This window comes from Lentzea flaviverrucosa, from assembly GCF_003350445.1.
Taxonomy (GTDB): domain Bacteria; phylum Actinomycetota; class Actinomycetes; order Mycobacteriales; family Pseudonocardiaceae; genus Lentzea; species Lentzea californiensis.
Genome location: NZ_QQAU01000006.1, coordinates 331,859 through 355,742, shown reverse-complemented (window position 1 = coordinate 355,742; position 23,884 = coordinate 331,859). Strand labels below are relative to the sequence as shown.

Below are 23,884 nucleotides of genomic sequence, written 5' to 3'. Positions count from 1 at the left end.
CGCTCAGCCGAGTGTCAGGTGGAAGCCTTCAGCCATGGCTTCCTGCTGCGTCTTCCAGATCACACCGCGATTGGAGTTGCCGGTGCTCGCGCCGTAAAGGCGCTCACCGGTCGGCAGGTCCCGCACGGTGAAGGTGAAGACGCAGCTGCTGACGCTCTTCACGAGCGTGGACACGCCCAGCACCTTGTTGTCCTGGTTGAGGATCTCCACCTGTGCGCCATCGCGCATGTCGCTGTAGCCACCAGAACCGCAGCGTCCGGTGACGGTCATGCTGCCCTCGACGGTGAACGTGTCGGGTGTGCCCCAGTCCGTCGAGGCGCGCCCAAGGCCGAACCCGATACCGCCTGCGGCGAGTAGCAACACCGCGGCGATGCCGGCCAGAAGTCCTGGTGTTCGACCTCGTGGCGGCGGTGCCTGCTGCGGTTGTACTCCGGTCTGTTCTGGTGGAAGAGGTTCCACGTAGGTCCTTCAGTTCGAGGTCGTGTTCGTCATGGCCGCGGTGCCGGTGGCCGTGACGGCGTCGGGAACCGGCGGGGCCGACGGTTCCGGGACCGATGGATCGGTTGCGAGCACAAAGGATTCTCCTGAAAGTCCGGGTCAGCCGTTCGGCCTCAGCCGCGCCATCGCGACCCGTGCGACGAGGCTGCCCAGCCTGCTCGAGACGAGTTCCAGGACGATCGCTTCGACGATGAGCGAACGCACGGACGCGGGTGCGGGTGCCAAGACATGCCTCCTGGTGATGAACGACTACCTGCTCATCGGACAGCCACCCGCGGTATTAGCCGTCTTGATCGTTGTCACCCGAAGGAAGTACTCAGGCTCAGCCACGTCGTGGTTGCGAGCGCTGGGTTTCGCCGGACCGTAGGCGGCGTTGCCCTTTGCAGGGCACCGGATGGCGGACTGGGCAACGGCGGACAAATGCGGTGCGGTGACCTCACGTGCTCATGCAGGCTGCGCCGCATGACACGAGTTGTACCGCCCTTTGTCGCTGACGAGCGTGCGACCTACACGGCCCTGTTGGACTACCTGCGCGCCACGATCGAACTGAAGGTCGAGGGCCTCACGGACGCCGACGCGACGCGGGCGGTGCTGCCCTCGAAGCTGACGACCGCGGCCGGCGTGGTGAAGCACGTGCGGTGGACCGAGCACCACTGGTTCGAGGTGGTGCTCGCGGGCCGCGACTCACGCGCGCCGTACACGACGGAGGACCCCGACGCGGACTGGCGCGTCGAGGAGGGCGAGACGCTCGCCGGCTTCCTCGCGGACTACCGCGCGCAGTGCGACATCAGCCGGGAGGTCCTCGCCGGTCTTGCGCTCGACGCCGAGGTGCCGTTCCGGGGCGACCGGACGATCTCGGCCCGCTGGGTCCTCGCGCACCTCGTCGACGAGACCGCCCGGCACGCCGGCCACCTGGACGTGGTCAGGGAACTGCTGGACGGGACCGTCGGCGACTAGCTCGCGCTTCTCCGAGTTCGGGCGGGCCGGCGACCGTCCCAGGCGGAAAAACGTCGATAGGACGGGCGAGACGATCTCCGATTCGAGGTCCGACTAGGCTTGGGGGTGCGTCGTCCTCAGGACCGTACGCGCTACTTGACGGCACGACCGGGGAGTAGTAGCGCACAGTGTTGGGACCCTACGGCGTGGCTGCTGGACCGACGCACCGCTGGTGCTTACCGTCCAGCAGGAACATATGGGGTTGACATAACTCTGGGCCTCGACGAGAGGTTGAGAGTTTCAATCCGGGTGCATCACACCCAGCACCACAGCGCGGACCACGATCAGGAAGGCGGATCCGATGACGCCCCCGCACAACTACCTCGCGGTGATCAAGGTCGTCGGCATCGGTGGTGGCGGTGTCAACGCCGTCAACCGCATGATCGAGGTCGGGCTGAAGGGCGTCGAGTTCATCGCGGTGAACACCGATGCCCAGGCCTTGCTGATGTCTGATGCCGACGTGAAGCTCGACATCGGCCGAGAGTTGACCCGCGGCCTCGGTGCAGGCGCGAACCCCGAGGTCGGGCACAGGGCCGCCGAAGACCACCGCGAGGAGATCGAGGAGGTCCTCAAGGGGGCCGACATGGTCTTCGTCACCGCAGGTGAGGGCGGCGGCACGGGCACCGGCGGCGCCCCGGTGGTGGCCTCGATCGCCCGCAAGCTCGGCGCACTGACCATCGGTGTCGTGACGCGCCCGTTCTCCTTCGAGGGCAAGCGCCGCGCCAAGCAGGCCGAAGACGGCATCCAGGCGCTGCGCAACGAGTGCGACACGCTCATCGTCATCCCGAACGACCGGCTGCTGCAGCTCGGCGACATCGGCGTGAGCCTGATGGACGCCTTCCGCTCCGCGGACGAGGTGCTCCTGTCCGGTGTCCAGGGCATCACCGACCTGATCACGACCCCCGGTCTGATCAACCTGGACTTCGCCGACGTCAAGTCGGTCATGTCCGGCGCGGGTTCGGCGTTGATGGGCATCGGCTCGGCGCGAGGAGAGGGCCGAGCGGTGCAAGCCGCGCAGAAGGCCATCAACTCGCCACTGCTGGAAGCCTCGATGGAGGGCGCGCACGGCGTGCTGCTGTCCATCGCCGGAGGCTCCGACCTGGGGTTGTTCGAGATCAACGAGTCGGCCTCGCTCGTCCAGGAGGCCGCGCACCCCGACGCGAACATCATCTTCGGTACGGTCATCGACGACTCCCTGGGCGACGAGGTCCGGGTCACGGTGATCGCGGCCGGCTTCGACGCCGGAGGCCCGACCCACAAGAAGCTGGAGCCGACGGCGCTGTCCTCGCCGCCTCGGACGGCCAGCGGGCCGATCGCCTCCGCCACGGCCACGCCGACCCACGTGCAGCAGCCGGTGGCTCAGACTCCGCCGCCCGTTCAGGCACCTGTCGCCCAGGCGCCAGTTCAGGCTCCGGTCCAGCCCCCGGTGCAGCATCAGGTCCAGCCCGAGGTTCGGCACGCGCAGCCTGTGCAGCAGCCTCCTACCACGGTGCCGCCTCAGCCTTCGCCGGCTCAGGGGAACGGGTACGTGCCTTCTGCGCCTCGGTCCTTGTCGCCCAACGGGTCGTTGCCTTCTCGGGCTGTGCCGGTCACCGAGGACCCTGACGATGAGGTTGATGTGCCGCCGTTCATGCGGCGGTGAGGTTCTGGCCTGGTGGTTTGGGTCTGGGTTGCCTCGGCTGGCGCCGGGGCTGCTGCCGGATCTGGTGCTGCCGGACCTGATGTGCTGATCTTGTCGGACCCCCTGAGTAGCGTTCGGGCTCAGGGGGTCCTTCTATTGGGGGGACGCCTGCGTCAGCTTGGGTGTCTGGCGGTTTTGGGTGGGCTGGCCGCGACCTTGTGGGTGGTCGCCTCGCCTGCCGCGGCCGGGCGGGTGGTCGCCTTTGCCTGCCGCGACCTTGCGGGTGGTCGCCTTTGCCTGCCGCGACCGGGCGGGTGGTCACCTTGCGGGCGGCGACCTTGCGTTGCGTGCTTTCCCTGGGGCTCTGCCCCAGACCCCGGCAATCTGATCAGGGGGTCCACGCCACGGGTGGGTTGATGGCACGCCTGTTGCGTTGGGCGGCTGCCTGTTGCGTAGCTCGGTGCGTTGGCGGTGGGGTCCCATCACGAGCCGAGCCAAGAGCGGGCCACACCTGAGGGGTGAGGTCAAGTCGACGAAAAGCGTGTCGACTTGACCTCACCCCTCAGGTGCAGCAAGAGCTATGGCGCGACTCGTGATGGGACCCCACCGCCCTTGCCTTGCGGTAAGGACGGCTCGCCTTCGGCGTCGCGTGCGGGAAGAAGACGGCTCGCCTGCGGCTTCGCGTGTGGGAAGAAGACGGCTCGCCTTCGGCTTCGCGTGGGGTGGACGGCTCGCCTTCGGCATCGCTAGCGGTGTCTGCGGGGGAGGGCTGGGGTGCGTGTTCGTGCGAACTAGGGTGTAGGCGTGCGCATTCGTCGTGTTGTCACCACCCGTGCCGGTGGCGTGTCCAAGGCGCCCTACGAGTCGTTCAACCTCGGCGATCACGTTGGGGACGACCTTCGGGCCGTTGAGGCGAACCGGGGGCGGCTGGCTGAGGGGATCGGGCTTTCGGCCGATCGGTTGGTCTGGATGGAGCAGGTGCACGGGCGCACTGTTGCCACCGTTGACGGGCCGCGGGGTGAGCCGCTTGAGGCTACTGATGCCGTTGTGACGAAACGGGCCGGTCTCGGGCTTGTCGTGTTGACTGCTGACTGTGTGCCGGTCCTGCTCGGGGATCAGGAGGCCGGGGTTGTCGGGGCTGTGCACGCTGGGCGTGTCGGTGCTCGGGTTGGTGTTGTCGTCGAGGCTCTCAAGGCGATGATGGCGCTCGGGGCCGAGCTTGAGCGCGTTGAGGTTCTGCTGGGGCCCTCGGTGTGCGGTGAGTGTTACGAGGTGCCCGCCGAGATGCAGAAGGACGTCGAGAAGCACCTGCCCGGTAGTGCCTCCAAGTCGCGGAAAGGTACGCCTGCCTTGGATTTGCGGGCTGGGCTGTGGAATCAGCTCGCCAGTGCCGGGGTCGGGAGGATCGGGGTCGATCCTCGGTGCACGTTCGAGGAGAAGGACCTGTTCAGCCATCGGCGGCAGGCGCCTACCGGGCGGCTTGCGTCGGTGATCTGGATTGAGCCGTGAACCGGGCCGAGGAGTTGGCGGCGAACCTCGCTGAGGTCGAGGAGCGCATCGCCAAAGCGTGTGAGGTGGCTGGGCGGGCTCGGGACGAGGTGATGTTGCTGGCGGTGACGAAAACGTGGCCCGCCAGTGATGTGGAGATCCTTTACGGGCTCGGGCTCCGGCACTTCGCCGAGAACCGCGACCAGGAGGCCGGCGCGAAGGTCGGCCAGTTGAGACACCTCGGCGAGGCGCGGTGGCACATGGTCGGGCGGTTGCAGCGCAACAAGGCGAAGTCCGTCGTCGAGTGGGCCGACCAGGTCGACTCCGTGGACAGCGTCCGGCTGGCCGAGGCGCTGGCGAAGGCGGCGCACGCGAAAGGCACCAAGCTCGACGTGTTGTTGCAGGTCAGCATCGACGGCGACACGTCGCGCGGTGGGGTTGCTGTTGCGGATGTGGCGGAACTGGCTGGCGTGATCACTCGTTCGGGTGATCTTATTCTCCGAGGTGCGATGACTGTCGCGCCTCGGACGATGGAGCCGTCGCAGGCGTTTCAGGCGTTGGTTTCGGTGGTATCTCGCCTACGTGATGATCATCCCACTGCCACCCATGTGTCAGCGGGAATGAGCGGTGACCTGGAAGATGCCATCTCGCACGGATCGACCTGTGTGCGTGTCGGAACGGCGTTGCTCGGCAGCCGGCGACTAACCTCGCCGTAGGTTGTCGGGAACCTCGGGACCGTCCGCACCGTCCCTAAGAGTGGGGAACCGCCGAGGAGGGGCTGGAATGAGCGCTTTGCACAAGCTGAAGGCCTACTTCGGGATGGTCCCCGCCGAGTACGCAGACGACCCCGGCTACGACGACGACCGCGGCCGCTACGGCGACTATCGGTCCGAGTACGCGGCCGAGGCCGACGACTACGACCCGTATCCGCGGCGCAGCCGCGTGTTCACACCGGGCCGGTCGGAGCTCCAGGGCTCCGGTTACCGGGCCGACATCGACGAGCCGGACGACTACGAGCCCGAGTCGCGGCGCGGGGGCAACCCCCCGGGCACGCGACGCTGGAGCGCCGATGCACCCGTGCACGGCGCACTCGCTGTCGAGCCGCAGCGCGAACCCGTGAGCAGGCTGCGTCCGGTTGCCGAGCCGGCAGGCAACCCGTTGGCGCGCATCACCACGCTTCACCCCCGTACCTACAGCGAGGCGCGCACGATCGGGGAGCACTACCGCGACGGCACCCCTGTGATCTTGAACCTGACCGACATGGACGACGCGGACGCGAAGCGTCTCGTCGACTTCTCGGCCGGACTGGCGTTCGCTCTGCGCGGGTCCATGGACAAGATCACGAGCAGGGTGTTCCTTCTCTCACCGCCGAACGTTGACGTCACGGCGGAGGACCGCAGGAAGCTGGCCGAGGGCGGGTTCGGGAACCACGGTTAGAGTTGACCCGTGGACCCCATCCGTCTCGTCATCTTCTACGTCCTGTTCGCGTTCTCCCTGTTCCTGACCGCGCGTGTCGTGGTCGAGATGGTGCGGACGTTCGCGAGGGAATGGCGCCCAGCGGGCGGCGTAGCCGTGACGCTTGAGACCGTCTACACGGTCACCGACCCACCGGTTCGTGCACTCCGTCGGGTGATCCCGACTGTGCGGATCGGGGGCGTCGGGCTGGACCTATCGATTATTGTGCTGTGGCTAGTCGTTATCATTCTGATGCGATTCGCAGATCCCAGGTGACGGGGAACCGTGGGATGACCGCAGCCCAGGAGTGCGAGAGGTGATCCGATGCCGTTGACCCCCGCTGATGTGCACAATGTTGCATTCAGCAAGCCGCCGATTGGCAAGCGGGGCTACAACGAGGACGAGGTGGACGCGTTCCTCGACCTGGTTGAGGGCGAGCTCGCCCGCTTGATCGAGGAGAACAACGACCTCCGTCAGCAGGTCGAGCAGCTCGACCAGCAGCTCGAGACGTCGCGTGCCGACCTCGACGACGCGCGTGCGAAGGCTTCTGCCAGCCCCATGACGACCCGTATGCCGGTGGAGGAGCCGCGCCGCCTGGCGCCGGTCCCGCCGCCCTCGGTCATGGAGCAGACGTCCCCCGGTGGTGGCGGAGACCACCACGTGCAGGCCGCGAAGGTCCTGGGCCTTGCCCAGGAGATGGCGGACCGGCTGACGGGTGAGGCGAAGGCCGAAGCGGACGGCATGCTGTCCGAGGCGCGCACGAAGTCCGAGCAGCTGTTGTCCGAGGCCCGTGCCAAGGCCGACACGATGGTCAACGAGGCGCGCACGCGTGCCGAGACCATGCTCAACGACGCGCGGACGCGGTCCGAGACGCTGGAGCGGCAGGCCCGTGAGAAGGCCACCGCGCTGGACCGTGACGCGCAGCGCAAGCACGCTGAGGTGATGGGCAACATCACCCAGGAGAAGAACACGCTCGAGAAGCAGATCGACAAGCTGCAGACGTTCGAACGTGAGTACCGCACGCGACTGAAGACGATGCTCGAGTCGTCCCTGCGCGACCTCCAGGACCGCGGCCCCGCCGCTCCGTCCGAGGGCCGTTCCCAGGGCTACTCCTTCGGCGCACGCGCCGAAGCCGGCTGAACTACTGTTCGCTAGGTGCTCTTCGTAGTTCTGCTTCTGGTGCTGGCAGCCCTCGGGTTGCTCGTTCCTGCGCTGGCCACGTCCAACACGATCTGGGCGTGGTCTTCCGTGGGCGCGAGCGTGCTCGCCGCCCTGGTCCTGGCTTGGGACTGGTGGCGGAGACGGCCGGGGGACCCCGCTGCCGACGCGCAGAGTGTAGATCAACTACGTGCAGCTGATGATCAACGGGTGGCGGAGCCGGCGGTAGCCGACACGCCGTCCGCTGACGAGGAACCACCGGAAGAGGACACCGACGCGGCGGACATGCTCGTCGTGGCCGATCTGGTGGACGAGGTGCGGGTGCTGGACGAACGGCCCCGATACCACCTGAGTTCGTGCTCCTGGCTTGCCGGGAGGCCCACGCTGGGCCTCCCGGTGCAGGAGGCACGGCAGTTGCAGTTCACGCCTTGCGCGCTGTGCACCCCGGACGCGGTCCTGGTGCGCAGGAGCCGTACCGGTTGATCCGTCCGTTTCGCGGACGAACGGTGCGGTCTGGCGGTACGAACGAGCCATGAGGCTGAGAGCCCTGGCCGTCGCTTCCGCATTCCTCCTTGCCGGTGCAGCCCCCGCGGCTGCACGACCAGAGCTGGACGCGTGCGTTCCCGCCGATCTGCGTGGCGACGCGATCGACTTCAGAGCTGATGATCACGTCGTGTTGCGTGGACTGGTGCTGGGCAGCGGGTCCAGTGGTGTGCTGCTCACCCCCGGCACCGGCGAGTCTCTCTGCGCGTGGCTGCCGTTGGCCCGGCAACTCGCGGACGACGGCTATCAGGTGCTTCTCCACCAGGTACGAGCCGAGGTCGTCCCGAGGGGCGAGTACCGGTACGGCCTCGACGTGATGGGCGCCGCGAGGGAGCTCCACCGTCGTGACGTGACCTCCATCGTGGCCGCAGGGGCCGGCACCGGCGCCACCGCCGTCGCCGCGACAGCCGAGAAGATCTCCGGCTTGAAGGCGCTGGTCCTGCTCACCCCGCTCGCGGTCACCAGGCAGGGGACGGAACTCGACGCCGTGGCGGGAGCCAGGGCCGTCGACGTGCCGACCTTCGTCGCCGCGGCGCAGAACGACGTCATGGTCGGCGAAGCACGCGAGGTCGCCGGGGCCGCGTCGGACAGCAGGCTGGAGATCGTGCCGGGCGCGGTGGCCGGGGTCGCGCTGACCGCGAACTCGGCGATGCGGGACGAGGTGCGCGCCTTCGTCCGCGAGGTCATGCCTCCGCGCACTTTCCTCGAGCGCTGGACACTGCCGATCGGCGGCGTTGTGCTGCTCGCACTCGTGGTGGCCGGGGTGGTCGTGCTCCGCGGACGGAACACGACCACGCCTCCCGACGTCAGCGCCGGTAGCTGACCTTCGCGCGGAACGTGCTGTCCGGCCTGTCCTCGTAGTGGTGTTCGATCGCGCCGTCGAACTCCGAGATCAGGCCCTCGTCGTTGTAGGCGATGTGCTCGACGGCGAAGTCGCCGCCGTTGTCGTACCAGCCGAAGCCGTGGTTCACGACGAGGACCTTCTGGTCCTCGAAGTGGCCCTCGGTGATGCGCTGTCCGTCGTGGCGGTACAACCTGATCTCGAGGAACTCCCACCCGTCGGAGGACTCGCCCTTGATCCGGATGAGGTTGTTCTCCTCGGGCTCCTCGCGCACGGAGAACAGCTCCGGTGGCGTCCAGGTGCCCGAGCGGCCCTGCGTGGGCCACGCGCTCGCGTCCGAGTCCCAGATGAGGTAGCCGGTGGCGTCGGCCGAGGCCGGTGTGGCGGTGGCGAGCAGTAAGGCCGTGGTGGTCAGAACAGCGCGAATCATGGTTACCCCCCAGGGTGTCAGCGGTGGAAGTCGACCCGAGCTCGGAACGCGTTGAACGGCTGGTCGCCACAGGTGTGCGTGATGGACGCCGCGAACACGTCGGTCCACCCGTCGGCGTTGTACTCGACGCGGTCGACGGTGAAGCCGGCCGTGTCGTCGGTGCAGACGAAGCCGTCGCCGAACACCGTGACCTTCTCGTCGTCGTACGAGCCGGCGGTGATCAGCTGTCCGTCGTGCCGTGACAGCTCGACCAGGATGTAGTCCTGCAGGCCGTTGTGCTCGGCGTGGATCCTGATCGTGTTGTCGGATCGGCGCAGGCCGACCCTGATCTCCTCGGCCGGAGCCGACCAGTTCGCGGACCGGCTGTGCACCGGCCGCGCGTTGGCTTCGGCCTCGAAGGAGAACTCCTGCACCGGTGCCACGACGGTGGTGCTCAGCAAAGCGGCGAATGCCAGAACTTTCACGTGATCCCCCAATCACCTCGTCGAGAAGTCTGGGGGACGGGGAACTCGGCGCGCCATGCGTGGATCTACTCAGAGCACGACCGGGCGCGCCCCGTGGGCGGTGACGAGGCCCGGCAGGCGTTCGCGGCTCGTCACGACGACCCGGCAGTGCGGTGTCCCCGGTAGCAGCGGCACGACCTGTGCGGTGTCCGCGGCGTTGTCGAGCACGATCAGCATTCGCCGGTCTGCCAGCAACGTGCGGTAGAGCGCCGTCTGCGCGTGCGGTTCCGGCGGGATGCCGTCCGGGCTGGTGCCCAGCGCGGTGATGAACTCGCGGACGACGTCGGCCGGGTCGGAGCCGCCGAGGGCCACGAACAGCTGGCCGTCGGGGTAGTCGACGGCGTGCTCGTGCGCCCAGTGCACCGCGAGCCGCGTCTTGCCGGCGCCGGCCGGTCCGGTGATCGTGACGATCGGCCCGTCCAGGTCGAGGGCCGCCAGTTCGGCTGCCATGCCCGCGAAATCCGTTGGGGCGGGCGGAAGTTGTCGTGGGCTCCACTGTGGACGCTGGACGAGCGACGCGTGCAGGTCGCGCAACGCGGGGCCGGGGTCGAGGCCCAGTTCGTCTGCGAGCCGATGGCGCAGCTGCGAGTAGTAGGCGACCGCATCGGCGCGTTGGCCGGCACCGATCAACGCACGCATCAGTTGTCCCGCAAGCCGTTCGTCGAGCGGGCGTTCGGACGTGCGCGCGGTCAGTTCCGCGACCAGTGACATGTGCTCGCCGGCGGCCAGACGCGCGTCGGTGTGGTCCAGATCAGCGGCGGCGATCTCACCGGCCAGCGTCTCGCGCAGACCGGCGAACCACGTGCCGTGCAGCCCCTCGAACGGCTCGCCGCGCACGAGCGCCATGGCCTCAGCAGGCCGTGCGAGCGCCACGAGAGAGCGGAAGTGGTGCAGGTCGATCGACGCGGGGTCGGCCTCCAGCACGTACCCGCCGGAGCGGCGCACGATCGGGATGCCGTCCAACGCCGTCCGCAACCGCGACACGTAGCTGTAGAGCGCGGCTCTGGCCTGCCGCGGCGGCGCATCGCCCCACACCCGTGCCAGCAGCTTGTCGACGCCGACGACCTGGTTGACGTCCACCAGCAACACCGCCAGCACGCTGAGCTGACGTGCGTGACCCACGTCGACGAGGCCGGTGCCCCGCCGGACCACGGGCGGGCCGAAGAGGTGGAACCTCACCGGTCCAGGAACAGGAGCAACGCGAGCAGCCCGAGCAGCGCGAGGTCCACGACGACACCGGTGGGCTTCGAGTCGTACCGCAACCGCGTGATCGTGGCACCGACCATCAGCAGCCCGAGGCCGACGGTGGCCGCGTGCGCCACCCACTCCCACGTGACCAGCCCGACGACGAGACCCGCCGCGCCCGCCCACTCCAGCGCGCCGATGGTGCGCCACAGCGCCGGGTTCATCCGGAAGTGGTCGCGTGCCTCGAGTGACGCCTTCGCGCCGAACAGCTTGCCCGCGCCCGTCGCCACGAACAGCAGGGCCAGCACGATCGACAACGCGATGGTCAACGTCATCGGCCGAGCATACGGTTTGCGCCTCCGGTTACCCTGTAACTCACAGGCACCGATCCGGCCATCACCGGGGAGCCTCCGGAAGAACGGATGCGCGAGCATCTCAGTAGAACCGGACGGGACCGGCCCGTCACAGCCGAAGAACGAGAGGCTCGCCCCCGTGGCGGGCAAGCGGGGTGGTACCGCGGCAGACCGAGCCACATCGGTGTGTCGTCCTCGCGTGTCGCATCTGACCGCGAGGAGCAGTGGAGATGGCCTACCCCAGGGCCGGAGCGAACGAGGTCCCGGCGCAGCCGTCCTTTCCGAACCTCGAGCAGGACGTGCTCGGGTACTGGAAGGACGACGAGACCTTCCAGGCGAGCATCGACCGCAACCCGGCCGGCGAGCACGGCGAGAACGAGTTCGTCTTCTACGACGGCCCGCCGTTCGCGAACGGCCTGCCGCACTACGGGCACCTGCTGACCGGCTACGTCAAGGACGTCGTGCCGCGCTACCAGACGATGCGCGGCAAGCACGTCGAGCGCCGGTTCGGCTGGGACACGCACGGCATGCCCGCCGAGTACGAGGCGGAGAAGCAGCTCGGCATCACGCAGAAGCACGAGATCGACGAGCTGGGCATCGAGAAGTTCAACGAGGCTTGCCGCACGTCCGTGTTGCAGTACACGGACCAGTGGCGCGAGTACGTGACGCGGCAGGCTCGCTGGGTCGACTTCGACAACGACTACAAGACGCTCGACCTCGACTACATGGAAAGCGTCATGTGGGCGTTCAAGGCCTTGTGGGACAAGGGCTTGATCTACGAGGGCTTCCGGGTGCTCTGGTACTGCTGGCGTTGCCAGACGCCGCTGTCCAACACCGAGACCAAGATGGACGACGCCTACCGGGACCGGCAGGACCCCGCCGTCACGGTGGCGCTGCGCCTGGAGTCCGGCGAGAAGGCCCTGGTCTGGACGACGACGCCGTGGACGCTGCCGAGCAACCTGGCCGCCGCCGTGCACCCGGACGTCGACTACGTGACGGTCGTTGGTTCCGACGGGGACAGGTACCTGCTCGCCGAGGCCCGTGTCGCGGCGTACGCGCGTGAGCTGGGCGAGGAGCCCGAGGTCGTCGCCCGTTACAAGGGGTCGGACCTGGTCGGCAAGAAGTACCTGCCGCCGTTCGACTTCTTCGCGGGCCGCGAGAACGCGCACCAGGTCCTGACGGCCGACTACGTGACCACCGACGACGGCACGGGCATCGTCCACATCGCACCGGCGTTCGGTGAGGACGACAAGGTCGTGACGGACGCGGCGGGCATCGAGGTCGTCGTGCCGGTCGGGCCGGACGGCAAGTTCACCGCGGAGGTGGCGCCGTACCAGGGCGTGCACGTCTTCGAGGCGAACAAGCTGATCATCCGCGACCTCAAGGAAGCGGGCCTGCTGCTGCGTCACGAGACCTACGACCACCCGTACCCGCACTGCTGGCGCTGCCAGAACCCGCTGATCCAGCGCGCGCTGTCGGCGTGGTTCGTCGCGGTCACGCAGTTCAAGGACCGGATGGTCGAGCTCAACCAGCAGATCAACTGGGTGCCCGGCCACATCAAGGACGGCCAGTTCGGCAAGTGGCTCGAGAACGCGCGCGACTGGAACATCTCGCGCAACCGGTACTGGGGCTCGCCGCTGCCCGTGTGGACCTCGGACAACCCCGAGTTCCCGCGCACGGACGTGTACGGGTCGCTGGACGAGCTGGAGCGCGACTTCGGCGTGCGCCCGGACAACCTGCACAGGCCGTTCATCGACGAGCTGACGCGACCGAACCCGGACGACCCGAGCGGCCAGTCGGTGATGCGGCGCATCCCGGACGTGCTCGACTGCTGGTTCGAGTCGGGCTCGATGTCGTTCGCGCAGGTGCACTACCCGTTCGAGAACGCGGACTGGTTCGAGAACCACTACCCGGGCAACTTCATCGTCGAGTACAACGGGCAGACGCGCGGCTGGTTCTACACGCTGCACGTGCTCGCGACGGCGTTGTTCGACCGGCCCGCGTTCCGCGACTGCGTGGCGCACGGGATCGTGCTGGGTGACGACGGCCAGAAGATGTCCAAGTCGCTGAAGAACTACCCGGACGTCAACGAGGTCTTCGACCGCGACGGCTCCGACGCCATGCGCTGGTTCCTCATGGCGTCGCCGATCCTGCGCGGTGGCGACCTGGTGGTGACCGAGCGCGGCATCCGCGACGCGGTGCGCCAGGCGGTGCTGCCGTTGTGGAACTCCTGGTACTTCCTCGCGTTGTACTCCAACGCTTCCGGGAAGGAGGGCACGTGGCGCGTCGACTCGAAGAACGTGCTCGACCGGTACGCGCTGGCGAAGACGCACGACCTGGTGCGCGACGTCCAGGCGGCGATGGACGTCTACGACATCTCCGGTTCGTGCCAGCTGGTGCGTGAGTACCTGGAGGTGCTGACGAACTGGTACGTGCGGCGGTCGCGGCAGCGGTTCTGGGACGGCGAGCAGGACGCGATCGACACCCTGCACACCGTGCTGGAGGTCGTCACGCGCGTCACGGCGCCGTTGCTGCCGTACACGTCCGAGGTCGTGTGGCGCGGGCTGACCGGTGGCCGTTCGGTGCACCTGACGGACTTCCCGTCGGTGTCGGACCTGCCCGCGGACGACGCGCTGGTCGCGGCGATGGACGAGGTGCGCGACGTCTGCTCGACGGCGTTGTCGCTGCGCAAGGCGAACAAGCTGCGCGTGCGGCTTCCGCTGGCGCGCCTGACGGTGGCGTCCCCGGTGGCGGGCTCGCTGGAGGACTTCGCCGGCATCGTCCGCGACGAGGTCAACGTCAAGGAGGTGTCGCTGTCCACGGACGTCGACGCCTACGGGCAGTTCCAGCTGGTCGTCAACGCGCGGGCGGCCGGGCCGCGACTCGGGCCGAACGTGCAGAAGGTCATCAAGGCCGTCAAGGCCGGCGACTGGTCCGAGGTCGGCGGCAGGATCGTCGCCGCCGGTGTCGAGCTGTTCGAGGGTGAGTACGAACAGCGACTGGTGGCAACGGATCCGGCCGCGACGTCCGCTCTGCCCGGTGGTGCCGGTGTCGTCGTGCTCGACACGGTGGTGTCGCCGGAACTGGAGGCCGAGGGTGTCGCGCGCGACCTGGTGCGCGTGGTGCAGCAGGCCCGCAAGGACGCCCAGCTCGACGTGTCCGACCGGATCACGCTGACGCTGGAGCTTCCCGAGGCGGTGCGCGCCGCGGTGGAGCCGCACCTGGCGTTCGTCCAGGCGGAGACGCTGACGACGTCGGTGGTGTTCGGCGAGGGCACGTCCGAGGGCACCGTCGGTGACGGCGCCAAGGTGAAGGTCGCTGTCGCGAAGGCGTGATCGATACGTGAGCGCTCGTCCCTAGCGTCGCCATCGCCTGAGAGGGGGCGATGGTGAAGGTCAGAGGACTTGTGTTGAGCGCGGCGTTCCTGGCGGCGTGTGTGGTGGGTTCGCCCACCGCGTACGCCGCCGCTGCGTGTGAGTGGGTCACGACGGACCTGCCCGTGCCGGCCGGTGTCACGTTCAACGACGTGCACGCGGGGTCGGACAACGGTGAGTGGGTGCTCGGGCAGGGGTATGACGCCGCGTACGTCGCCGGGACGTTCGTCTGGCACAACGGAGTGCCGACGGGCGAGTTCATCCCGCAGGCAAGGGTCGGCGATGTCAACAACTACGGCGTGCTCATGAGCAACGCCAACGACGCCGCGTACCGGATCAAGGACGGTGTCCGGGAGCGGCTGGAACCCGCGCCCGAAAGCAGCAGCCGGTCGTGGGGTGAGCACATCAACAACGCTGGGGACGTCGCCGGGTTGTCGGGCTACATGAGCATGTACGGACCAGTGCTGGTGTGGCCGGCTGGATCGACGACGCCGCGGGAGTTGCCGAACACCCGTAACGGCCTCGTCCGCATCGTGAAGGGCATCGACGACGCCGGCAACGTGGTCGCCCTTGAGATGGGGCCCGTGAACCAGCATTTCAGCCACGTCTGGGACCGTGACGGGCGCCAGACGAGGCTGGAGACGCTACCCGGCGACTACTCGGCCGACGTGGAGTTCATTCGCGACGGCCGAATCTTCGGCAAGTCGGTGCCACAGGACTGGCAGCAGCCCAGCACGGTCGTCGAGTGGGGGATGGACGGCAAGGTCGTGCGTACGTTCCCCGAGATCTACAACCCGCTGGACGTGGACGCTTCCGGTCACGTCCTCGGCCAGGTGTCCAACTCCCGCAACGCGGTCTGGCGCGGGCCTGGGCAGCTCGACACCCCACCCGGCCTGCAGGGAGTCCTGATGGCGGAGAACGGTGACGTGTACGGCACCGAGTCGGACGAGAACTTCAAGTCCAGGCCGCGTCACGCGCGCTGTGGCTGACGCTTCGGGGTGAACAGGCGCCGCACCTGGCGCACGTACCACGACCAGCGGGCCGGGGACTTCGGTTCCCGGCCCGCTGCTCGTTCGCAGACGTCGAACAGGTCCTCGAGGCACGCGTCGTGCAGCCACCTGATCGCCAGTGCCCAGCGCAGCCGGTCGACGAGGCCGAACCGGCCGATCAGCTCGTGCCGCAGCACCGTGCCGGACGCCGAGAGCGTGTGGCTGCCCGACATGCCGGTGAACTCGAAGGTGATCGACTCACCGGGCACGAACTCCGTGCAGCGGTAGCGGATCGGGCCGTGCCCGCCGTCGGCGCCGACTCCCAGCGGCCGGTCGAACTCCTGCTTGCCCCACGTGGGAGGCCAGAGCTCCTGGATGCGCTCGACGAACGGGCCGGCGGGCACGCCGAGGTCGCGGGTGTGCACGTTCTTGATCATGTGAATCCCCCTCCATACGCTTGCGTATGTTCCTGGAACGTACGCTAGCGTATGGAAGCGTGGCGCGGAGGAACCAGGACGACTGGACTGAGATAGCGCTGAGAGCGCTGGCCGAAGGCGGGCTGCAGGCCGTCGCGATCGAGCCGCTGGCGGCGCGGGCCGGAGCCACGAAGGGCAGCGTCTACCACCACTTCCCGAACCGCGAGGCGCTGCTGAAGGCGACCGTCGAGCGGTGGGAGCGGGAGCACACCGAGAAGGTCATCGAACTGGTCGAGTCCGGGAGGACGCCGCGCGAGAAGCTCAGGACGCTGTTCACCGTGGTGCTCGACCAGACCCGCAAGGGTTCGGTGGAGATGGCGTTGCAGGCGGGCGCGGGCAACGAGGTGATCGCGCCGGTCCTCCAGCGCGTCACCGAGAAGCGGATCGGCTACCTGACCGAGTTGTTCGGGCAGCTCGGGTTCGGCGAGGCCCAGGCGAGGAAGCGCGCGTTGATCGCGTTCAGCCTCTACCTGGGCCAGGCGCAGATGTGGACGACCCTGCCCGGCCTCGTCGAACCGGTGCTCGACGAGGCCGTGCAGGTGCTCACGCAGAGATCAGATCAGGCCGCGGTCGCCCACAACGCGTAGGCGATCACGTCCGCGTTGCGGTCGAGAGCCGTCACGTTGACGTTGGCCGTGGTGTCGCAGGAGCGGTGGTAGCAGCGGTCGTAGGCCTGGCCGGCCGTGCCGCCCCACTTCCGCGCCTGTGCCGTGGTCTTGGTCTGCTCGGCGCCGGTGAAGGTGCCGCCGGTCGCGATGTCCGCATCGGCGAACGCCGCGTGGTCGGAGCGGCCGCCGACCTTGGTCAGCTCGGTCTGGACGCCGATCGAGGTGAAGCCCGCCTGCAGCCGCTGCTGCAACGCCACCGAACCGGGGGGCTGGTTGTCGGCGCCGTCGTAGACGAAGTAGCCCGGGTTCGGCGAACCGGTCATGTCGAAGTTCAGGTACGCCTTGATCCTCGACTTCTCGGTGGCGGACAGGGACCTCACGTAGGCCGTCGAGCCGCGCAGCCCGAGTTCCTCCGCGCCCCACCAGCCGAACCGCACGTGCTTGGTGGGCTGGAAGTTCGTCGCCTTCATCTGGAGGGCGACCTCCAGGATCGACGCGGAACCCGTGCCGTTGTCGTTGATGCCGGGGCCCGCCGTGACGCTATCGAGGTGGCCGCCCAGCATGACGACGTTGTTCAGGTCGCCGCCGGGGTAGTCCGCGATCAGGTTGTAGCCGGTGGCGCCGCCGTAGGTGAACGACTGGACGCGCGTCGTGAAACCGGCCGCGTCGAGCTTGCTCTTCACCCAGTTGATCGAGGCCAGGTACCCCGGTCGTCCGTGTGCGCGGTTGCCGCCGTTGGCGTTGGCGATCGACTGGAACTGGTTCAGGTGTGCTTGGACGTTCGCGACGTTGATGTTCGGTGCGGCGAGAGCCGCGGGGGCCGCCGCTTGCGCGGTGGTCGCTCCGGTCACCATCAAGGCGGCCGCCAGCGCGATCAGGATCCTCATGGTTCAACTCCGTGCAGGGGTTGGGGATTGAGCCACTGATCAACATGCTCCTCCGTGCATGAGCCCGGTAGAGGCGATCGTCGGATTCGTCGGAATCGGTGGTGATCAACCAGAATGGTCCAGGTGGGTGACGTCACGGTCGTTCTGGGCATCGGCGCGGCCGTACTGCTGATCTCCGTGATCGCGGTGCGGGTGTCGACTCGGCTCGGGCTGCCCTCACTCCTGCTCTACCTCGGCATCGGCGTGCTCCTCGGCGAGTCCGTCGTCGGCATCAAGTTCGACGACGCCGACCTCACCCAGTCACTCGGCATCGCGGCGCTGGTGCTGATCCTGACCGAGGGCGGCATCACCACCCGCTGGAGCGCGGTGAAGTCCTCGCTGTCGCTGGGCATCGCACTGTCCACAGTGGCCGTCGCGGTGAGCGTGGCGGTGACCGGAACGGCGTTGCACTTCCTGCTGGGCCTCGACTGGCGGATGGCGCTGCTGTGGGGCGCGGTGCTGTCGTCCACCGACGCGGCCGCCGTCTTCAGCGTCCTGCGCTCGCTGGGCGTCGGCGCCCGGCTCACCGGCGCGCTCGAACTGGAGTCCGGTCTCAACGACGCGCCGGTCTACATCGCCGTGGTGCTGCTGGCCTCCTCGGACCAGATCTCCTGGACCGCGCCGCTGCTGGTGATCTACGAACTGGGCGCGGGAGCGGTCATCGGCGTGGCCCTCGGCTATCTCGGCGGGGCCGGGCTCAGACGCGCGGCGCTGCCCTCCACCGGCCTGTACCCGCTCGCCACGGTGGCGGTCTGCGTGATGGCCTACACGGCCGGCGATGTCGCGCACGCCTCCGGATTCCTCGCCACGTACGTCGCCGCGCTGGTCCTCGGCAACGCCCGCCTGCCGCACCGCGCCGACACCCTCTCGTTCGCCGAAGGCCTCGGCTGGCTCGCCCAGATCGGCCTCTTCGTGCTGCTCGGTCTCTACGCCTCGCCGTCGCGCCTGCTCGACGTGCTGTTCCCCGCGCTGGTCGCCGGCGTGGTGCTGACGTTCGTGGGCCGGCCGCTGTCGGTGTTCCTCGCCTCGCTGCCGTTCAAGGTGCCGTGGCGGGAACAGGTCTTCCTGTCCTGGTCAGGGCTGCGCGGCGCGGTGCCGATCGTGTTCGCGCTGATCCCGTTGATCCAGGGGGTCGAGGGCGCGCGCGCACTGGTCGACGTGGTGTTCGTGCTGGTCATCGTGCTGACGGTGGTGCAGGGCACGACGCTGCCGTTCCTCGCCCGGCGTCTCGGGCTGGTGAAGACGGGGGAGGCGCAGGAGGTCCAGGTCGACTCCTCGCCGCTCGACGAGCTGGGCGCCGAACTGCTGCAGGTGCACATCCAGCGCGGGTCGAAGCTGCACGGCGTCTACATGACCGAACTGCGGCTACCGACCGGAGCCACGGTCAGCCTCGTGGTGCGCTCGGGGAAGAGTTTCACGCCACAGCCGACGACGAGGCTGCAGACGGACGACCAGTTGCTCATCGTCACCACCGAGGAAGCGCGCGATGCCGCTGAGCGGCGCGTACGTGCCGTCGACCGCGCCGGTCGCTACGCACGGTGGAAGGGGGAGACCGGCGATTAGTCGGTCTCCGAGGCTTCTCACGATGTGAATCGGGTGTCGACGGGAGGATCACCCTCCGCTAACGTCGTCGGCAGGTCATGAGAGCCAGCGTCAAGCCCAAGCTTGCTGGCCGGCAACCCTCCAACCGCGGTGGGGTGCCCTTGGTGAGGACCTGGTCCGGCGCGTGGGGCGCCGGTCAAGCGCGGGCCTTCGCTGGGCGGGGCCCCTGGCCTCGGAGGCAGCTCGATGACGCTCGCGATCACCCCTGGAACCACCACTTCCGTTCCGGCTGTCGTCGGCTCCGACCTGCGCGTTCCCCTGGTCACCGGAGAGCGCGTCACCTACGCCAACCTCGACCACGCGGCGTCGGCCCCCTGTCTGCAGGAGGTCCGCGACGCCGTCGACGAGCTGCTGCCCTGGTACGCCAGCGTGCACCGCGGCGCCGGGTTCGCCTCGCAGGTCTCGACGCGCGTCTACGAGCAGGCCCGCGACCGCATCCGCAGGTTCGTCGGGGCGCATTCCTCCGACGCCGTCGTCTTCACCCGCAACACCACGGACTCGCTGAACCTGTTGGCGCGCAGCGTTCCCAAGAACACCGCCGTCGTGCTGTTCGACAGCGAGCACCACGCGGCGCTGCTGCCGTGGCGCGGTCCCAACGTTCAGCGCGTTCCCGCTCCGTCTTCGTCTGGTGCTGCGGTAGTCGCACTGGACCGGGCTCTGGCCGCCGCCCCGGTCGGCCCTCGGCTCGTGATCGTCACCGGGGCGTCCAACGTCACGGGGGAGCTGTGGCCGGTCGCCGAGCTCGCGAAGGTCGCCCGCCGCCACGGCGCGCGCATCGCGCTCGACGCCGCGCAGCTCGCCCCGCACCGCCCGATCAACGTGCGTGAGCTGGGCGTCGACTACATCGCGTTCTCCGGCCACAAGATCTACGCGCCCTTCGGCGCCGGCGTGCTGGTCGGCCGCGCGGACTGGCTGCAGCAGGCCCAGCCGTACCTCGTGGGCGGCGGCGCGACGTCCAAGGTGACCGACCACGGCGACCGCCTCGGCGTGGCCTGGTCCGCGGTGCCCGAGCGGCACGAGGCCGGCAGCCCGAACGTCGTCGGCGTGCACGCGCTGGCCGCGGCCTGCGAGATCCTGTCGCGGCACTGGGAGCAGACCGTCGCGCACGAGCAGGAACTGCTGACGCGCCTGCAGAACGGCCTGCGCGCCATCCCCGGCTTCCGCGAGCTCGCGATCCTGGCCGACGCGGACAAGGTCGGCGTCGTGAGCTTCACGATCTCCGGCTTCGACGCGGGCTTCCTCGCGGCGGCGCTGTCCGCCGAGTACGGCATCGGCGTGCGCGACGGAGCGTTCTGCGCGCACGTGATCGTGGGGCGCCTGGTCAAGCAGGCCGGATCGCACGAGGAACGTGCCGTGCGCGCGTCGATCGGTCTCGGCACGACGGCCGAGCACGTCGACCGTCTGATCGCGGCGCTGCGCACCCTGGTCACCGAAGGTCCGAAGTGGACCTACGAGCAGCGCGACGGCCGCTGGGTGCCGCAGGACGACAACCGAACCCTGCCGCCGTTCCTCGCGTAGTCCCTGTAGTGGACAATGACGTGGTGAGTGACGAGTCCAAGGCCGAGGAGAAAGCCTCCGGGGAGGTCGCTGACGGGTCGGCGAAAGAGCAGGTCAGCGATCCTGAGACGGTCGCGACGCCCGTGCTGACGCCGGTCGCCGAAAAAGAGACCCCGAAGTCTCCTGCGGAGTCCCCCGCGAAGGCGGAGGACGACGACGAGTTCTCCATCGCCGGTTCGATCTCCGGCTCGCTGCCGGAACCGAGGACGAAGATCCTCGCGGTCCTGGCAGCCGGCGTGCTGGCCCTCGACGTGCTCACCAAGGTCGTGTCCGTCGCGTTCCTCGAGGGTGCCGACCCGATCAAGCTGTTCGGCGGCGTGCTCTACCTGACGTTCGTCCGCAACCCCGGCGCCGCGTTCGGGCTGGCGGAGAGCATGACGTGGATCCTCGCGCTGATCGCGTTCGGCGTCGCCGGGTTCATCGTCTGGATCTCGCGCAACCTCCGCTCCCAGGGCTGGGCCGTCGGTCTCGGCCTGGTGCTGGGCGGTGCCGTCGGCAACCTCGCCGACCGCCTCTTCCGCGAGCCGGGCCCGATGCGCGGCCACGTGGTCGACTTCCTGTCGCTGTTCGACCCGTACGGCCAGGTGTGGCCGGTGTTCAACGTCGCGGACATGGCGATCGTCGGCGGCGGCGTGACGATCATCATCCTGGCGCTGCTGCAGCACGACTACGACGGCACCGTCCACAAGCGGGCCGAGCCCCTCGTGGAGCCGGACGGTCTGCAGGAGTCGAAGTAGCTGCTCCTGGTAGTTTCAGCAGGTTCTGCAAGAAGAAGAAGGTCGAGGCCCCCGCGTGAGCGGATACCGAACGCTGCCCATTCCCGACGGTCTGGACGGCATGCGCGTCGACGCCGGTCTCGCGAAGCTGCTCGGCTTGTCCCGCACCGTCGTCGCGTCCATCGCCGACGCCGACGACGTGCTGGTCGACGGCCGGGTCGTCGGCAAGTCCGACCGGCTCACGGCCGGGTCGATGCTGGAGATCACGCTGCCGGCGCCGCCGCAGCCGATCACCGTCCAGGCGATCCCCGTCGAAGGTCTGAAGATCATCCACGAGGACGACGACATCATCGTCGTCGACAAGCCCGTCGGTGTCGCCGTGCACCCGTCGCCGGGCTGGACCGGGCCGACCGTCGTCGGTGGGCTCCTCGCGGGCGGCCACCGCGTCGCCACGTCCGGAGCCGCCGAGCGCCAGGGCGTCGTGCACCGGCTCGACGTCGGCACGACCGGCGTGATGGTGGTCGCGAAGTCCGAGTCCGCGTACTCGGCTCTGAAGCACGCCTTCAAAGAGCGGACCGTCGACAAGGTCTACCACGCGATCGTGCAGGGCCACCCGGACCCGATCAAGGGCACCATCGACGCCCCGATCGACCGGCACCCCAAGCACGACTACAAGTTCGCCGTGATGCAGGACGGCAAGCCGTCCATCACGCACTACGAGGTCATCGAGGCGTTCCGCGCGGCGTCCTTCGTCGAGGTCCACCTGGAGACCGGGCGCACGCACCAGATCCGTGTTCACTTCTCGGCGCTGCACCACCCGTGCGTGGGCGACCTGACGTACGGGGCCGACCCGACGCTGGCCAAGCGCCTCGGGGTGACGCGGCAGTGGCTGCACGCGCGGCAGCTCGGGTTCCACCACCCGGCGGACGGCCAGTGGGTCTCGTACACGTCGGAGTACCCGGAGGACCTGTTCGTGTCGCTGGAGAAGCTGCGCGAAGAAGGCTGATTGTGTCTGGGTAAATCGCCGGTTCACGAAGTTGCACTTGATGTTAACCGGCGTGCTCAATAGCGTTCTCGGCATGCACCTGACAATTCTCGCGGCCTCGGGCCGGACCGGTCTCGCCCTCACCCGCCAGGCGCTGGAGCGCGGCCACACCGTCACGGCGATCGCCCGCGATCCCGCCCGGATCACCCTCGACCACCCGAACCTGCACAAGGTCCCCGGCGACGTGGGTGATCCGGCCTCGATCGTCGTCGACCCGGACACCGTCGTCCTGTCCGGGCTCGGCACGGACCGCGCGGGCGTGCTCTCCGACGGCGCCAAGGCGGTGATCGCCGCCGGGCCGCACCGGATCATCTGGCTCGGCACCTACGGAACGGGCGCGTCGGCCGAGGTGGCGGGCGAGGGTGCCGCCGTGCTGTGGAAGTTCTTCGGCGACCGGATCCCGGACAAGGTCGAGGCCGACAACGCCGTCCTCGCCGCCGGTGGCACGGTCTTCCACGCCGGGGTGCTCACCGACGAACCGGCAGGCCCCGGCCGCACCGTCGGCCTGGACGCCGCGCCGCCGTTCGACCTCTCGGCCGAGGTCAGCCGGGAGACCGTCGCCGCCGCGATGCTCGACGAGGCCGAGGAGCCACGCTTCCCCGGCGCCATCGCGTTGCCGCTAGCGGCCTAGTACGTCGCCGACGACCGTGCGCACCTGGTCGCGCAGCCACGCGTGGGCGAGGTCGGAGTCGTAGCGCTGGTGCCAGTTGCAGTTGATCGGCGCTTCCGGTGACTCGGCCGGCAGCGGGTGGGTGACCAGCCCGAACGCCTCGATCAACGGCCGGCACAGGATCGCCGTGGTGGTGACCAGGGCATCGCTCGCGGCCGCGATCTGCACGGCCGAGTGCACGGTCGCCACGGTCGCGATCACCCTGCGCCGCAACCCTTCCGCGGCCAGCAGGTCATCGATCGGGGCGGTCAGCCGGCCGCGTCGTGAGACCAACACGTGCGGATAGGCGGCGTACGCGCGCAGGTCCAGTTCGGTACACGGGTGCCCGGACCGCATGACGACGGCGAGCGGGTCGGTGCCGAGCGTCTCCGAGCGGAACTCGGGGAGGTCGGGCGCACCGCCGCCGAGTTCCAGGTCGACCCGCCCGTGCCGCAGGTCGTCGGTGTCGGCGGAGTGCTCGGCGAGCACCCGCAGCCGCACGCCCGGTGCCTGCTCCGCGATCCGCCCGATCAGCGCGGGCACCACCGACGAGGCGAGGGCGTCGTGGCACTGGATCGTGAACGTGCGCTCCAGTTCGGCCAGGTCCAGCTCACGGCTCGGCGCCAGCACGGCGTTGGCCTGCCGCACCAGCCGGCTCACCTCGTCGGCGATCCCGAGCGCGTACGGCGTGGGCGTCATGGTGTGGCCGGTCCGCACGAGGATGTCGTCGCCGGTGACCTTCCTGATCCGCCCGAGCGTGCGGCTGACCGCGGGTGACGACAGGTGCAGCCGTTCCGCCGCCCCCATCACGCTGCCCTCTTCGAGGAGGGCGTCCAGCACCGTCAGCAGGTTCAGATCCGCTTGCATAACA

General features: G+C 68.8%; 26 protein-coding genes and 1 riboswitch. Of the genes, 17 read left to right on the top strand and 9 right to left on the bottom strand.

What is annotated here, in order from left to right; translation table 11 throughout:
• Nucleotides 1-3 precede the first annotated feature (3 nt).
• Nucleotides 4-363 (bottom strand): hypothetical protein, encoded by a 360-nt coding sequence (locus DFR72_RS21445; protein WP_090073973.1) that lies wholly within the window; start codon nt 361-363, stop codon nt 4-6.
• Between the two features lie 234 nt (nt 364-597).
• The gene (locus DFR72_RS47540) at nt 598-723 is read right to left on the bottom strand and encodes a hypothetical protein (protein ID WP_256241004.1); all 126 of its coding nucleotides are present in this window, start codon (nt 721-723) and stop codon (nt 598-600) included.
• A 237-nt stretch (nt 724-960) separates the two neighbouring features.
• Here DFR72_RS47540 and DFR72_RS21440 point away from each other — a divergent pair, with 237 nt between their 5' ends.
• The 9 genes from DFR72_RS21440 (at nt 961) to DFR72_RS21400 (ending at nt 8,582) form a co-directional block, all read left to right on the top strand.
• Nucleotides 961-1,455, top strand: coding sequence for a DinB family protein (locus tag DFR72_RS21440; protein WP_090073974.1), 495 nt, complete (start codon nt 961-963; stop codon nt 1,453-1,455).
• Nucleotides 1,456-1,795: 340 nt separating this feature from the next.
• The gene (gene ftsZ / locus DFR72_RS21435) at nt 1,796-3,136 is read left to right on the top strand and encodes a cell division protein FtsZ (RefSeq protein ID WP_090073975.1); all 1,341 of its coding nucleotides are present in this window, start codon (nt 1,796-1,798) and stop codon (nt 3,134-3,136) included.
• A 783-nt stretch (nt 3,137-3,919) separates the two neighbouring features.
• Nucleotides 3,920-4,624, top strand: coding sequence for a peptidoglycan editing factor PgeF (pgeF, locus tag DFR72_RS21430; protein ID WP_090067505.1), 705 nt, complete (start codon nt 3,920-3,922; stop codon nt 4,622-4,624).
• Nucleotides 4,621-5,319, top strand: coding sequence for a YggS family pyridoxal phosphate-dependent enzyme (locus tag DFR72_RS21425; protein WP_090067506.1), 699 nt, complete (start codon nt 4,621-4,623; stop codon nt 5,317-5,319). The genes pgeF and DFR72_RS21425 overlap by 4 nt, the downstream gene beginning before the upstream one ends.
• Before the next feature lie 67 nt (nt 5,320-5,386).
• Nucleotides 5,387-6,040, top strand: coding sequence for a cell division protein SepF (locus DFR72_RS21420; RefSeq protein ID WP_090067507.1), 654 nt, complete (start codon nt 5,387-5,389; stop codon nt 6,038-6,040).
• An 18-nt stretch (nt 6,041-6,058) separates the two neighbouring features.
• Nucleotides 6,059-6,334 (top strand): YggT family protein, encoded by a 276-nt coding sequence (locus DFR72_RS21415; protein WP_089950699.1) that lies wholly within the window; start codon nt 6,059-6,061, stop codon nt 6,332-6,334.
• A gap of 48 nt (nt 6,335-6,382) precedes the next feature.
• Entirely contained in the window at nt 6,383-7,198 is an 816-nt protein-coding gene (wag31, locus tag DFR72_RS21410; protein WP_086669281.1) for a DivIVA-like cell division protein Wag31, read from the top strand.
• Between the two features lie 15 nt (nt 7,199-7,213).
• Nucleotides 7,214-7,699, top strand: a complete 486-nt coding sequence (locus tag DFR72_RS21405; protein WP_090067508.1) for a hypothetical protein — start codon at nt 7,214-7,216, stop codon at nt 7,697-7,699.
• Between the two features lie 190 nt (nt 7,700-7,889).
• On the top strand, nt 7,890-8,582 hold the full coding sequence (locus DFR72_RS21400; protein WP_090067509.1) for a hypothetical protein: 693 nt from the start codon (nt 7,890-7,892) through the stop codon (nt 8,580-8,582).
• Here DFR72_RS21400 and DFR72_RS21395 read toward each other — a convergent pair.
• From DFR72_RS21395 to DFR72_RS21380, 4 genes are all read right to left on the bottom strand, one after another.
• The gene (locus tag DFR72_RS21395; protein WP_090067510.1) at nt 8,566-9,030 is read right to left on the bottom strand and encodes a hypothetical protein; all 465 of its coding nucleotides are present in this window, start codon (nt 9,028-9,030) and stop codon (nt 8,566-8,568) included. The two genes, DFR72_RS21400 and DFR72_RS21395, sit on opposite strands and share 17 nt — an antisense overlap.
• Nucleotides 9,031-9,047: 17 nt before the next feature.
• Nucleotides 9,048-9,494, bottom strand: coding sequence for a hypothetical protein (locus DFR72_RS21390; RefSeq protein ID WP_143086801.1), 447 nt, complete (start codon nt 9,492-9,494; stop codon nt 9,048-9,050).
• Between the two features lie 69 nt (nt 9,495-9,563).
• Nucleotides 9,564-10,712: an AfsR/SARP family transcriptional regulator gene (locus DFR72_RS21385; RefSeq protein ID WP_090067512.1), complete on the bottom strand. Its 1,149-nt coding sequence runs from the start codon at nt 10,710-10,712 to the stop codon at nt 9,564-9,566.
• Nucleotides 10,709-11,053 (bottom strand): DoxX family protein, encoded by a 345-nt coding sequence (locus DFR72_RS21380; protein WP_170176339.1) that lies wholly within the window; start codon nt 11,051-11,053, stop codon nt 10,709-10,711. The genes DFR72_RS21385 and DFR72_RS21380 overlap by 4 nt, the downstream gene beginning before the upstream one ends.
• A 248-nt stretch (nt 11,054-11,301) precedes the next feature.
• Here DFR72_RS21380 and ileS point away from each other — a divergent pair, with 248 nt between their 5' ends.
• Both ileS and DFR72_RS21370 read left to right on the top strand, forming a co-directional pair.
• Complete coding sequence (gene ileS / locus DFR72_RS21375) at nt 11,302-14,406, top strand: isoleucine--tRNA ligase (RefSeq protein ID WP_090067964.1); 3,105 nt, start codon at nt 11,302-11,304, stop codon at nt 14,404-14,406.
• A gap of 74 nt (nt 14,407-14,480) precedes the next feature.
• The gene (locus DFR72_RS21370; RefSeq protein ID WP_143086803.1) at nt 14,481-15,434 is read left to right on the top strand and encodes a hypothetical protein; all 954 of its coding nucleotides are present in this window, start codon (nt 14,481-14,483) and stop codon (nt 15,432-15,434) included.
• On the opposite strand, the gene DFR72_RS21365 is transcribed toward DFR72_RS21370, so the two are convergent.
• A complete protein-coding gene (locus DFR72_RS21365; RefSeq protein ID WP_090067515.1) occupies nt 15,416-15,871 on the bottom strand; it encodes a hypothetical protein in 456 nt (151 codons plus the stop codon). The genes DFR72_RS21370 and DFR72_RS21365 overlap by 19 nt on opposite strands.
• Nucleotides 15,872-15,930: 59 nt before the next feature.
• Here DFR72_RS21365 and DFR72_RS21360 point away from each other — a divergent pair, with 59 nt between their 5' ends.
• Nucleotides 15,931-16,497, top strand: coding sequence for a TetR/AcrR family transcriptional regulator (locus DFR72_RS21360; RefSeq protein WP_245983262.1), 567 nt, complete (start codon nt 15,931-15,933; stop codon nt 16,495-16,497).
• Here the strand turns inward: DFR72_RS21360 and DFR72_RS21355 are convergent.
• Nucleotides 16,470-17,405 (bottom strand): M28 family metallopeptidase, encoded by a 936-nt coding sequence (locus DFR72_RS21355; protein WP_211335471.1) that lies wholly within the window; start codon nt 17,403-17,405, stop codon nt 16,470-16,472. The genes DFR72_RS21360 and DFR72_RS21355 overlap by 28 nt on opposite strands.
• Nucleotides 17,406-17,528: 123 nt before the next feature.
• Between DFR72_RS21355 and DFR72_RS21350 the strand changes: the two genes are divergently transcribed.
• The 5 genes from DFR72_RS21350 (at nt 17,529) to DFR72_RS21330 (ending at nt 22,995) form a co-directional block, all read left to right on the top strand.
• Complete coding sequence (locus DFR72_RS21350; protein ID WP_090067968.1) at nt 17,529-19,007, top strand: potassium/proton antiporter; 1,479 nt, start codon at nt 17,529-17,531, stop codon at nt 19,005-19,007.
• Between the two features lie 73 nt (nt 19,008-19,080).
• Nucleotides 19,081-19,195: riboswitch (SAM riboswitch) on the top strand.
• Nucleotides 19,196-19,232: 37 nt separating this feature from the next.
• Nucleotides 19,233-20,564 carry an aminotransferase class V-fold PLP-dependent enzyme gene (locus DFR72_RS21345; protein ID WP_090067517.1) on the top strand — a complete coding sequence of 444 codons (1,332 nt, stop codon included), beginning with the start codon at nt 19,233-19,235 and terminating at the stop codon, nt 20,562-20,564.
• Nucleotides 20,565-20,587: 23 nt separating this feature from the next.
• On the top strand, nt 20,588-21,340 hold the full coding sequence (gene lspA / locus DFR72_RS21340) for a signal peptidase II (RefSeq protein ID WP_177224595.1): 753 nt from the start codon (nt 20,588-20,590) through the stop codon (nt 21,338-21,340).
• Nucleotides 21,341-21,440: 100 nt separating this feature from the next.
• Nucleotides 21,441-22,325, top strand: coding sequence for an RluA family pseudouridine synthase (locus tag DFR72_RS21335; RefSeq protein WP_090067970.1), 885 nt, complete (start codon nt 21,441-21,443; stop codon nt 22,323-22,325).
• A 73-nt stretch (nt 22,326-22,398) separates the two neighbouring features.
• Nucleotides 22,399-22,995 (top strand): NAD(P)-dependent oxidoreductase, encoded by a 597-nt coding sequence (locus tag DFR72_RS21330; RefSeq protein WP_090067519.1) that lies wholly within the window; start codon nt 22,399-22,401, stop codon nt 22,993-22,995.
• On the opposite strand, the gene DFR72_RS21325 is transcribed toward DFR72_RS21330, so the two are convergent.
• Nucleotides 22,984-23,880, bottom strand: coding sequence for a LysR family transcriptional regulator (locus tag DFR72_RS21325; protein WP_090067520.1), 897 nt, complete (start codon nt 23,878-23,880; stop codon nt 22,984-22,986). The two genes, DFR72_RS21330 and DFR72_RS21325, sit on opposite strands and share 12 nt — an antisense overlap.
• Nucleotides 23,881-23,884: the final 4 nt, after the last annotated feature.

Bases quoted from the DNA above. Each gene is read 5' to 3' on its own strand.
- ileS (WP_090067964.1), top strand. From the start codon at position 11,302: ATGGCCTACCCCAGGGCCGGAGCGAACGAGGTCCCGGCGCAGCCGTCC.
- DFR72_RS21345 (WP_090067517.1), top strand. From the start codon at position 19,233: ATGACGCTCGCGATCACCCCTGGAACCACCACTTCCGTTCCGGCTGTC.
- DFR72_RS21335 (WP_090067970.1), top strand. From the start codon at position 21,441: ATGCGCGTCGACGCCGGTCTCGCGAAGCTGCTCGGCTTGTCCCGCACC.
- DFR72_RS21395 (WP_090067510.1), bottom strand. From the start codon at position 9,030: ATGATTCGCGCTGTTCTGACCACCACGGCCTTACTGCTCGCCACCGCC.
- DFR72_RS21440 (WP_090073974.1), top strand. From the start codon at position 961: ATGACACGAGTTGTACCGCCCTTTGTCGCTGACGAGCGTGCGACCTAC.
- DFR72_RS21380 (WP_170176339.1), bottom strand. From the start codon at position 11,053: ATGACGTTGACCATCGCGTTGTCGATCGTGCTGGCCCTGCTGTTCGTG.
- wag31 (WP_086669281.1), top strand. From the start codon at position 6,383: ATGCCGTTGACCCCCGCTGATGTGCACAATGTTGCATTCAGCAAGCCG.
- DFR72_RS21330 (WP_090067519.1), top strand. From the start codon at position 22,399: ATGCACCTGACAATTCTCGCGGCCTCGGGCCGGACCGGTCTCGCCCTC.
- DFR72_RS21420 (WP_090067507.1), top strand. From the start codon at position 5,387: ATGAGCGCTTTGCACAAGCTGAAGGCCTACTTCGGGATGGTCCCCGCC.
- DFR72_RS21325 (WP_090067520.1), bottom strand. From the start codon at position 23,880: ATGCAAGCGGATCTGAACCTGCTGACGGTGCTGGACGCCCTCCTCGAA.
- DFR72_RS21365 (WP_090067515.1), bottom strand. From the start codon at position 15,871: ATGATCAAGAACGTGCACACCCGCGACCTCGGCGTGCCCGCCGGCCCG.
- DFR72_RS21355 (WP_211335471.1), bottom strand. From the start codon at position 17,405: ATGAGGATCCTGATCGCGCTGGCGGCCGCCTTGATGGTGACCGGAGCG.
- ftsZ (WP_090073975.1), top strand. From the start codon at position 1,796: ATGACGCCCCCGCACAACTACCTCGCGGTGATCAAGGTCGTCGGCATC.